Source organism: uncultured Agitococcus sp. (genome assembly GCF_937920075.1).
In the GTDB taxonomy this organism is placed as follows: domain Bacteria; phylum Pseudomonadota; class Gammaproteobacteria; order Pseudomonadales; family Moraxellaceae; genus Agitococcus.
Genome location: NZ_CALETI010000450.1, coordinates 1 through 10,251, shown reverse-complemented (window position 1 = coordinate 10,251; position 10,251 = coordinate 1). Strand labels below are relative to the sequence as shown.

Annotated in this window: 9 protein-coding genes and 1 pseudogene; 2 read left to right on the top strand and 8 right to left on the bottom strand. The window is 40.4% G+C overall.

Going from position 1 to position 10,251, the window contains the following annotated elements; all coding sequences use genetic code 11:
* Both Q0212_RS15340 and Q0212_RS15335 read left to right on the top strand, forming a co-directional pair.
* Window positions 1-275, top strand: a pseudogene (locus Q0212_RS15340) (excinuclease ABC subunit A); the annotation flags it as partial.
* A gap of 62 nt (window positions 276-337) precedes the next feature.
* The gene (locus Q0212_RS15335) at window positions 338-757 is read left to right on the top strand and encodes a hypothetical protein (protein WP_297927128.1); all 420 of its coding nucleotides are present in this window, start codon (window positions 338-340) and stop codon (window positions 755-757) included.
* Window positions 758-794: 37 nt separating this feature from the next.
* Here Q0212_RS15335 and Q0212_RS15330 read toward each other — a convergent pair whose 3' ends face one another.
* The 8 genes from Q0212_RS15330 to cysM form a co-directional block, all read right to left on the bottom strand.
* Window positions 795-2,114, bottom strand: a complete 1,320-nt coding sequence (locus tag Q0212_RS15330; RefSeq protein ID WP_297927126.1) for an adenylosuccinate synthase — start codon at window positions 2,112-2,114, stop codon at window positions 795-797.
* A gap of 109 nt (window positions 2,115-2,223) precedes the next feature.
* Complete coding sequence (locus Q0212_RS15325; RefSeq protein WP_297927125.1) at window positions 2,224-3,393, bottom strand: ATP phosphoribosyltransferase regulatory subunit; 1,170 nt, start codon at window positions 3,391-3,393, stop codon at window positions 2,224-2,226.
* 251 nt (window positions 3,394-3,644) lie between these two features.
* On the bottom strand, window positions 3,645-4,340 hold the full coding sequence (locus tag Q0212_RS15320) for an LrgB family protein (RefSeq protein ID WP_297927122.1): 696 nt from the start codon (window positions 4,338-4,340) through the stop codon (window positions 3,645-3,647).
* Window positions 4,340-4,684: a CidA/LrgA family protein gene (locus Q0212_RS15315; RefSeq protein WP_297927120.1), complete on the bottom strand. Its 345-nt coding sequence runs from the start codon at window positions 4,682-4,684 to the stop codon at window positions 4,340-4,342. Before Q0212_RS15315 ends, Q0212_RS15320 begins: the two co-directional genes overlap by 1 nt.
* 3 nt (window positions 4,685-4,687) lie before the next feature.
* Window positions 4,688-6,940: a GTP diphosphokinase gene (gene relA, locus Q0212_RS15310; protein WP_297927117.1), complete on the bottom strand. Its 2,253-nt coding sequence runs from the start codon at window positions 6,938-6,940 to the stop codon at window positions 4,688-4,690.
* 80 nt (window positions 6,941-7,020) lie between these two features.
* Complete coding sequence (gene rlmD / locus Q0212_RS15305; protein ID WP_297927115.1) at window positions 7,021-8,355, bottom strand: 23S rRNA (uracil(1939)-C(5))-methyltransferase RlmD; 1,335 nt, start codon at window positions 8,353-8,355, stop codon at window positions 7,021-7,023.
* On the bottom strand, window positions 8,352-9,155 hold the full coding sequence (locus Q0212_RS15300) for a 3'-5' exonuclease (RefSeq protein WP_297927113.1): 804 nt from the start codon (window positions 9,153-9,155) through the stop codon (window positions 8,352-8,354). Before Q0212_RS15300 ends, rlmD begins: the two co-directional genes overlap by 4 nt.
* Window positions 9,156-9,186: 31 nt before the next feature.
* Window positions 9,187-10,077, bottom strand: coding sequence for a cysteine synthase CysM (cysM, locus tag Q0212_RS15295; RefSeq protein ID WP_297927111.1), 891 nt, complete (start codon window positions 10,075-10,077; stop codon window positions 9,187-9,189).
* Between the last annotated feature and the right edge of the window lie 174 nt (window positions 10,078-10,251).

Genomic DNA, 10,251 nt, shown 5'->3' with positions numbered 1-10,251 from the left:
TTCGGGATTTATTCTCAAAACAAAAATTATCAAAAACAAGAGGCTACCAACCCAAACATTTTTCGTTTAATGTAGATGGAGGTCGTTGCGAAACTTGTAAAGGCGATGGTGTAATTAATGTAGAAATGGTTTTTATGGCAGATGTTGAATTGCCTTGCGAAACTTGTGGCGGAAAACGATTTAAAAAAGAAATACTCGAAGTTGCTTTTGAAGGGAAAAATATTGATGATATTTTGATAATGACTATTGATGAAGCATTGATTTTGTCAGAGTGATACGACAAAAAATGTCGTGAAAATAGTGATAATTGATTTATTTTTAGAGTGGAGATTTAGCAATGTCAGTCACAGCCGAACAAATTGAGCAACTCAATTTATTAAACCGTAGTTGTTTTTATCGAGAAAAATCTTTATTTGTCAAAGTGAAAGTTGAGAATATTGAATTAACAGATAATCAGTGTCAGATAACTATCAGTTATTTATCGCCTCAAAGCGGTAAAGCTCGTAGTTTGAATGTAGGTGGCAACTTAGAATTTTTTAGTCTTAGCTCACATGCTTTATGTTTGGGCGGATATATTGCTTTTTTCTTAATTTTTGATGAGGATTTAGTCCAAAAACTAACAGTGATGCTTACTGACTATCCACACTTAGACTTAGAACAACGTTTTGAGATAGGCTATGATGCGTCATTGAACAAATTAAAAACTATTGAATACTATTTGCAATATCAGTACAGCTCAGATGAGTTAGAGGATTAATATTAAAGGGCAGACTCATAGGTCTGCCCCAACAACATCAATTAAACGGATGTCTTAACACAATCGTTTCTTCGCGGTCTGGGCCTGTTGAAATAATATCAATTGGGCAACCTACCACTTCTTCGATACGTTTAATATAAGCACGGGCATTAGCTGGCAAATCGTCTAAAGACTTAGCACCAACGGTTGTACCTTCCCAACCTGCCATTTCTTCATAAATAGGCTCAACATGAGCAAAAGATTCTGCGTCAGAGCTTAAACATTCCACACTGTTTGGCTTTAAAGATTTATAGCCAACACAAATTTTAATGCTGTCCAAACCATCCAACACATCTAACTTAGTTAAACATAAGCCAGAAATAGAGTTGATTTCAACAGCACGACGTAAAACAACGGCATCAAACCAACCACAACGACGTTGACGGCCTGTTGTTGCACCAAACTCGTGGCCTTTAACGCCTAAATGCTTACCAATGGCATCACCTGAATCACTCGCAGCGTCATAAGGCAATTCGGTTGGGAATGGGCCACCACCAACACGTGTAGTATAAGCTTTGGTGATACCTAAAACGTAATCTAAGTACAATGGGCCAAAACCAGAACCTGTGCTTGTGCCACCTGCCGTGGTATTTGAGGAAGTCACAAACGGATAAGTACCGTGGTCGATGTCTAATAAAGAGCCTTGTGCACCTTCAAACATCAAATCTTTACCTGCACGACGGAAATCGTGAAGAATCGTTGATACGTCAGCAACGAGGTCTTTAATCTGTTCGCCCCAAGCTAATGCTGCGTCTAAGGTTTGTTGAAAATCAACAGGATCAGCTTTGTAGTAGTGCTGCAATTGGAAGTTATGATATTCCATCACCGCTGCTAACTTTTCGGCAAAACCATCACCACGAATCAAATCACCCAAACGCAAACCACGACGAGCCGCTTTGTCTTCATAAGCTGGGCCAATACCACGACCTGTTGTACCAATCGCAGATTTACCACGTGCAGCTTCACGCGCTTTATCTAAAGCACAGTGATAAGGCAAAATTAATGGACAGTTTGGAGAAATACGCAAACGTTGACGAACAGGCACACCTTTCGCTTCTAAGGTGTTCATTTCTTTTAATAATGCATCTGGTGCTAATACCACACCATTGCCAATTAAACACAATACGCCTTCACGCAAAATCCCAGAAGGAATTAAGTGCAAAACTGTTTTTTCGCCACCAACAACTAAGGTATGACCTGCGTTATGGCCGCCTTGATAACGCACGACGGCTGCTGCATTATCGGTGAGCAAATCAACGATTTTGCCTTTACCTTCATCACCCCATTGTGTACCAAGGACAACAACATTCTTACCCATTTAAGATAACCCTATGAGAAACAATAAAATAAACAGGACTTACGCATTTTACCGAAATCTGCTCATTTTACGAGCAAAAAACAATAAGCACGTAAGTCCTCATAAATCGCTATAAATCTTCAACTTGCCACGTTTGTTGACGCAAAACGAGTTGCTGTGTACAACCTAATTGTTGTGCTGTACTACGATCATCGGTTAATGCTTGAATCACAATATGACCTTGATAGCGTAGTTGCGTCATCATAATTTGCAATGAATTATCGTCAATTGCAGGTGCAAAAATCTTGTGCGTAGCCGCCACTTGCTCAACAAAACTGACTAAAGTTTTTAAATCTGCACTAAAACCTGTTGCAGGACGTGCACGACCAAAGGCTTCACCAATACAATCATAACGGCCACCTTTGGCAATTTCTGCCGCAGAGTGTGCGGTATAGGCGGCAAATACTAACCCTGTATGATAGTGATAACCGCGCAATTCGCTTAAATCAACCGAAATACTGACATTATCCGCAAAACCTTGTAACGCTTGAACGATAGTTTGTATATCTGCTAAGGCTTGTTTCACTTTATCTGGTGCATTAGCAAACGCTAGTTGGGCTTGTTCAATCACTTGAACACCACCAGACAACTGCCCTAAAGCCACAAACCATTCTGCCTGAGGCAATTGACTGCCTAAGGCTTGTAATTCAGGTAAACTTTTACGCTGATAGATATCAAACAGTTGGCTTTCTTGTTCAACTGATAATTGTGCAGCTTTCGCAAGTTCTCTAAAAACAGCGACATGACCCAAATCAAGGTGAATTTGTGGCACACCTGCTTGTAACAATGTCGTTAACATCAACCGAATAATTTCAATATCAGCCGCAACACCTGCACAACCATATAACTCCGCACCAATTTGAATAGGTGCGCGTGAGGTGCTTAAGCCTTGGGGTAAGGTGGTTAAAATAGTACCACTATAACAATACCGTGCTGTATGCTCATGAGGCAAACAATGTGCATCTAAACGGGCAACTTGTGGCGTAATATCAGCACGCACACCCATCAAACGTCCCGTTAATTGGTCGGTAATTTTACAGGTCATCAACTCTAAGTCGTGACTTGAACCAGTTAATAAGGACTCTAAATATTCGACTAAAGGTGGGAAAACTAATTCGTAACCCCAGCTTTGATATAAATCTAATAAACGACGGCGTAATGCTTCTAAACGGATTGCATCTTTGGGCAATACATCTTGAATACCATCGGGCAATAACCACGTTTCGGCACGAGTAACCATGCTTAAGACTCGCTAATCAGACTTACGCGGTTATCACTCATGTATAGATTGAAAATGTGTACATTTTAAATCTATACAACGTGCTAATTGCAAAGCAACGCGTAAGTCGTGTTTAAGACACAAAAAAACCGAGTAAAAACTCGGCTGCCTAATAATATCATCTTTCTGTAATTTAGGCAGTGATTTACAGGTATTTTTTCAGTAAGTCGTGAAAACTTCGACATTTACGCTAATTTTCTGAACAATTTTAATTAGGCAAAAACCCATTTAATCACGCTCGGCAACCATAAAGCGGTCAAAATACCATTTAAACTCATCCCCAATGCCGCAAATGCACCTGCTGTTGGGCTAATTTGTAAGGCACGTGCCGTCCCCACACCATGCGCTGCCAATCCCAAAGCAAAGCCTTTAGCCATATCATGACGCACAAACTTTAATAAGGCTTCGGCAGCAATTGCCCCCACTAAACCCGAAACAATGACAATGGCAGACGCTAAGGCTAATGGCGCATGAATTTTTTCGGCAATACCCAAGGCCATTGGTGTGGTCACTGCCCTTGTGGCAAATGCTAAAACGCTACTATGTGATAAACCCGATAATTGCGCTAAGGCTAAGGCCACACCTGCACCAACCACTGAACCAATCAACAACACGACTAATAACGGCAAAGCTGCGGCTTTTAAACGTGGTAAAGATTGATATAAAGGCACAGCCAAGGCAACAGTTGAGGTGCCCAATAAAAAGTGGATAAACGCATTGGCTTTAAAATACTGCTGATAATTTACATCAGCCGCCAATAACACCATGATTAATATCGTTAATGACAACAACATGGGTGGCACTAAGACTGGCTCTTTTAAACGTCGGTGCAACCAAAAACCTGCTTCATAGGCGGTTAAAGTTACTGTCATCCACACTAGAGGCGTACTTAGGAGGTCACTAGCCATTAAAATTTACCTTGTTTGCTTAGCCATTTATCTAAGCACCATGCACACAATACTAAAGGAATAAGGGTTGAAATCACCATGACGCTAATAATAAGCAATCCTTCCTTTTGTAACAGTGGCCACAAAGTAATTACGCCCGCAGAAACGGGCAATAAATATAAGGCTAAATGCTGTAAAAATTTGGGGGTAAAAAAAGCTAGACTCTCGGGAACACGACCATAAATTAATAAAAAAGCAAACAACAATACCATCCCCATAATACCACCCGATAACGGCAAATGTAGATAATGGACGGCCAGCTCTCCCATCAATTGAAAGACGAGTAAGATAAAAATGGCTTGCATGGTTTACAAGCCCATTCGTCTTGCCAAAATGACATTAGGTTGTTGTTCAATTTTTTGCAATACTTTCGCTAATTGCTCAACACCAGATACTTCAACGGTAATTTGCATTTGCGCTGTACCGTCTTGTTTATTGGATTGAGTATTCACACCCGTAACATTCACATGTTCGTTCGCTAAGACTGCGGTAATATCACGTAATAAGCCTGTTCTATCCCATGCTTTAACCATAATATTCACTGACTGAACGCTGCTTGTTGCACCTTGTTGCCATTGTACTTCAATGACTCGCTCAGACTCTTCACTCTGCAAACGTAATAATTCAGCACAAGAACGACTATGTACACTCACACCACGATTATGAGTAATAAACCCCATAATTGGTTCGCCATACACAGGGTGACAACAATTAGCCAAATGAATCAAAATATTGTCGATTCCTTCAACCACCACACCACTCTTATTGGGTTTTACACGACTTGGTCGAATCACTTCTTGTGGTTGTACTTCGACTTGTGGTTGTGTGAGTTTTTCGGCAATCGCATTGACAATATGCGCAGGACGAATGTCACCTGCACCAATTCCCGCTAAAATATCATCACTATGCTTAACATTAAAACGTGCAGCATAATCTTGCAGATTCACCATTTTCATGTTGAGAGCTAAACGAGACAGTTCTTTTTCTAAAATCTCGCGACCCGCTGTGATATTATTTTCACGGTCTTGTTGTTTAAACCACTGCTTTACTTTTGCTTGAGCACGTGAGGTTCCCAAATAACCTAAACTTGGTAACAACCAATCTCGACTTGGGGTTGCGCCTTTTTGGGTAAGAATTTCAACTTGATCACTGGTTTGTAATTTATAGGTTAACGGCACAATACGGCCATTTACCTTTGCCCCACGACAACCATGACCAATTTGGGTATGAATACTATAAGCAAAATCTAACGGTGTTGCGCCTGCTTGTAAATCAATGACATGGCCGTCTTTAGTAAACACATATACACGTTCGTAACGAATAGCTTGGCTTAATTGATCGGCAAACTCATCAACTTGAGTTTCCCCCATATCATCTTGCCATTCTAAAACCTGACGTAACCATGCAATTTTACTTTCGTAACCTGCGTCTTTGTTGCCTTTTGTACCCTCTTTATAAACCCAATGCGCACAGACCCCTAATTCAGCTTCTTCGTGCATATTGTTGGTACGAATCTGCACTTCTAAAGCTTTACCCTCAGGACCAATCACCGCTGTATGCAAGGAGCGATAACCATTTTCTTTAGGGGTGGCAATATAATCATCAAATTCCTTGGGAATATGTTTCCATAAAGAATGGACAATACCTAAGGCTGCATAACAATCTTTGACTGATGGCACCAACACACGCACCGCACGAATATCGTATAACTCATGGAAACTGAGCTTTTTGCGCTGCATTTTGCGCCAAATCGAATAAATGTGTTTTGCTCTCCCTGACACCTCTGCCTGAATATCAGCATGTGCTAAGGTATCACGCAAAGTTTTAGTGACATTGTGAATATATTCATCACGTTGCAAACGCTTTTCATCTAAGAGTCGAGCAATGTGTTTATAGGCTTCTGGCTCTAAATATCTAAACGATAAATCTTCGAGTTCCCATTTAATATGGCCAATGCCAAGTCGATGGGCTAAAGGGGCATAAATATCAAAAATTTCTCGAGCAACACGTCTTTGTCGCTCAGGATTGGCATCTTTTAATTCTCGAATGGCAAAAGTACGTTCTGCCAATTTGATTAAGGCAATACGTACATCATCAATCATCGACACCAACATTTTACGGACGTTATCCAGCTGTTGTTGTGATTGACTAAATTTTTGATTATGGCTATTGGGGTTAATCAATTGGCTGATGGTCGCCATTTTTAACACGCCATCAATCAACTGTGCAGTATCACGGCCAAAAACACGAGCGATAATCTCTAACGTTGTTTTTTCTTCACGAACAGCACGATATAACACAGCGGCCACGAGTGATTCTTGGTCTAATTTTAAATCAGCCAAAATATCAGCCATCGCCAGACCTGTTAAGAAACTACTGATCCGCGTACTCCATAAGTGTTCACGGTCATATACCTCATCGGCTTCTTTAGCAAACAAACATGCTTGCCGTAGCACATCAGGATTTTGTAGTTCGACTCGTGCGGCAATACGCTGCAACCACAACTCTAGGTCGACTGCACCATCGGCAGTCATGGGATAGTCTTCGCGTACTTTAACCATAATTACCGCTCTAAAACTAGGGTAGTTGAGCGGCGTCGAAACCACTTCAACGTCGCTCAGTGTACAACCAAATTTAGTAATTATTCTTTAATAAATAATGCAATAGATTCAACATGTGCCGTATGGGTAAACATATCCATTACCCCTGCCTTGACTAAGGTATAGCCTGCTTTAGCCAATTCGCCAGCATCTCGTGCCAAGGTTGCAGGATTACAGGACACATAGACAATACGTTTTGCTCCAAAATTAGGCAAATATCGTACCACTTCCAATGCACCTGAACGTGGCGGATCAATTAATAATGCATCAAAACCTTCTTTAGCCCACGGTTGTTGGGAAAAATCAGCGGTTAAATCTTGAGCATAAAAATCGACATTGCTGAGTTGATTATGACGGGCATTTTCATAACCACGTTCAACCATTGCTTGATCGCCTTCAACACCAATCACATATTGAGCACGGGTTGCCAAGGGTAAAGTAAAGTTACCTAAACCACAAAATAAATCTAACACCCTTTCATTGGGTTTTGGATCTAATAAATCAAGGGCTAACTTAACCATTTTTTGGTTAATTTCGGTATTTACTTGGGTAAAGTCTAAGGGATAAAAACGCATCGTTAAGCCAAAATCAGGCATGGCGTAATGCAAACGATCTTCACCATCGACTGGATAAACACGATGGACACTGTCATAACCACTTGGCTGCAAGTAACATTGCCAATCACGTTGTTGACAGAAATTAATCAATGCTTGTACATCTTCATCAACTAAAGGCTGCATATGCCGAAAAATCAACGCCACACTGTCATCACCTGCGGCGACTTCAACTTGTGGAATATCATCTTTGCCTGCCAAACCACCAATTAACTCGCGTAATGGCATAATCGATTGGCCTAAACGGGGATCCATTACCGCACAGCTTTCTAATTCTGCTAAATAGTTTGAGCCTTTTTCTCTAAAACCTAATAACAAGCTATCTTTTTTAATGACAAAACGTACGCCAAAACGCGCTTTACGACGATAGCCTGCTTGACTGTGGCGCAAAGGAGCTAACCATTCTTGTGGCTCAAGTTGTCCAAAATGTTTAAATTGCTCAGCTAACACTTCTTGCTTCAGCTCAATTTGTGCCTGAGCATCAATGTGTTGCAAAGAGCAACCACCACACACACCAAAATGTTTGCATGGAGGTTGTACTCTTAAGGGTGAAGCCTTAATCACATTAACGGTGTTTGCTTCATCATATTTACTACGAATTAACGTGACTTTGGCTTCAACCACTTCGCCTGCTAAAGCGCCATCAACAAAGACCACTTTTCCGTCATGATGAGCAACACCTCGCCCATCATGTCCCAACTTTGTCACTTCTAAAGTAATTGGTGGTTGCTGTTTAATTCGTTCACGTTGCTTTCTGTTCATAAATATTTCGCTTCTTGATCTTCCCAAGCATCTAAAAAGTCAAACAAATGGTCTTTATCACTGCTGGCTAAGGTGTTTTTTAATAAAGTAATTTCTTGCTGATATGCGGGTTTCATAATTTCGCCACGCATTAATTGAAAACGTAAATAAATCAACCATGTATTTAAAACATCACTTTCGCAATAATTGCGGATGCGCTCAATTTGACCTTGCTGATGTAAGTCATACACTTGGCTGCCATCCATGCCTAATTTACCTGGAAAGCCTAAAAAAGTGGCAATCTGTTCTAAGGGCTGTGTTGCACGTGCTTGATACAATGACAAAACATCCATCAAATCGACATGGCGCATATGAAAACGATTGATGTAATTGTTGTATCTAAATTCTTTATAATGATCGCCTAACTCCCAATACATTGGGGCGGTAATTTCGTGCAACATCGCACGATAATGCAAAACAGGTAAGTCAAAACCACCACCATTCCAAGAAACAAGAGTGACATCATATTTATCAATGGCGGTAAAAAAACGCTTGATAATTTCAGCTTCAGTGGCATTTTCATCACCTAATGACCACACACGAACGCTGTCTCCCATGCGTAATACCACAGAAATACACACAACTTTATGCAAATGATGTCTAAAAAAATCAGAACCACCCGTTTCTTGGCGACGCATATTTTTTAGGGCTTCATAGGCTTCTTCGTTTGTTAAATTACCTAAGTTATAGATTTGTTTGGCTTTGGCAATATCAGGTACTGTTTCAATATCAAAAACCAAAGTCGCTTTTTCTTTATACATAACTCGCGCTCCCTATTCTAAGAATAATAAATTAACGGCTAAATAATCCCGTTGATAAATAACGATCTCCACGATCACAAATAATTGCAACCATCGTCGCATTTTTAACTTGCTGAGCTAATTGTAACATAGCCCAAACCGCTCCGCCTGATGAAACACCTGCACAAATGCCCTCAAAATGGGCTAAATCACGCATCGTTTGTTCGGCAGCAGCTTGTGGAATATCAATAATTTGGTCAACACGTTGTGCTTCAAAAATGGTTGGCAAATACTCTTGCGGCCAACGTCTAATACCTGCGATTTGCGCACCTGCCATGGGTTGCAAACCAATAATTTGTATATTGGGATTTTGCTCTTTCAAAAACCGAGAAGTTCCCATAATTGTACCTGTTGTACCCATCGAGCTAATAAAATGGGTGACTTTTCCTTCTGTATCTCGCCATATTTCTGGGCCTGTTCCTTGATAATGGGCAAGTGGATTATCGGGATTACCAAATTGATTTAAAACAATGCCTTTGCCTTCTGTTTGCATTTTTAAGGCTAAATCTCTTGCGCCTTCCATGCCTTGTTGCTGTGAAACTTCAATTAATGTTGCACCATAAGCCGCCATCGCGTCTTTACGCTCTTGGCTCATATGGTCAGGCATAATTAAAATCATTTTATAACCTTTCATGGCAGCCACCATGGCTAAAGCAATACCTGTATTGCCACTGGTTGCTTCAATTAAAGTATCACCTGATTTAATTAAACCTCTTTGTTCGGCATGTTGAATCATACTTAATGCTGGACGATCTTTGACCGAGCCTGCTGGATTATTGCCTTCTAATTTAACTAAAAGCGTATTACCTGTTTCTATACCTAAACGCTGCAAGCGTACTAACGGTGTATTTCCTACACATTGTTCTAAGGTCATAATAGGCATTGCTAATTCCTCTTTTGAGAAAAATTTAATCCAATGATACTGTGGCAAATTTGATAAACCGCATAAGTCCTTACTTTTTGGCCGCGCATTGTAAAACAGCTTAAGTTAAAAGCAGCACTTTTTTTATCTTTTTTCTGTGATTATCGCTAAAACCTGAAAAAATAGCTTCTTTCG

Excerpts from the sequence above, each read along its gene's own strand:
- Q0212_RS15335 (WP_297927128.1), top strand. The coding sequence starts at position 338 with ATGTCAGTCACAGCCGAACAAATTGAGCAACTCAATTTATTAAACCGT.
- Q0212_RS15330 (WP_297927126.1), bottom strand. The coding sequence starts at position 2,114 with ATGGGTAAGAATGTTGTTGTCCTTGGTACACAATGGGGTGATGAAGGT.
- Q0212_RS15325 (WP_297927125.1), bottom strand. The coding sequence starts at position 3,393 with ATGGTTACTCGTGCCGAAACGTGGTTATTGCCCGATGGTATTCAAGAT.
- Q0212_RS15320 (WP_297927122.1), bottom strand. The coding sequence starts at position 4,340 with ATGGCTAGTGACCTCCTAAGTACGCCTCTAGTGTGGATGACAGTAACT.
- Q0212_RS15315 (WP_297927120.1), bottom strand. The coding sequence starts at position 4,684 with ATGCAAGCCATTTTTATCTTACTCGTCTTTCAATTGATGGGAGAGCTG.
- relA (WP_297927117.1), bottom strand. The coding sequence starts at position 6,940 with ATGGTTAAAGTACGCGAAGACTATCCCATGACTGCCGATGGTGCAGTC.
- rlmD (WP_297927115.1), bottom strand. The coding sequence starts at position 8,355 with ATGAACAGAAAGCAACGTGAACGAATTAAACAGCAACCACCAATTACT.
- Q0212_RS15300 (WP_297927113.1), bottom strand. The coding sequence starts at position 9,155 with ATGTATAAAGAAAAAGCGACTTTGGTTTTTGATATTGAAACAGTACCT.
- cysM (WP_297927111.1), bottom strand. The coding sequence starts at position 10,077 with ATGCCTATTATGACCTTAGAACAATGTGTAGGAAATACACCGTTAGTA.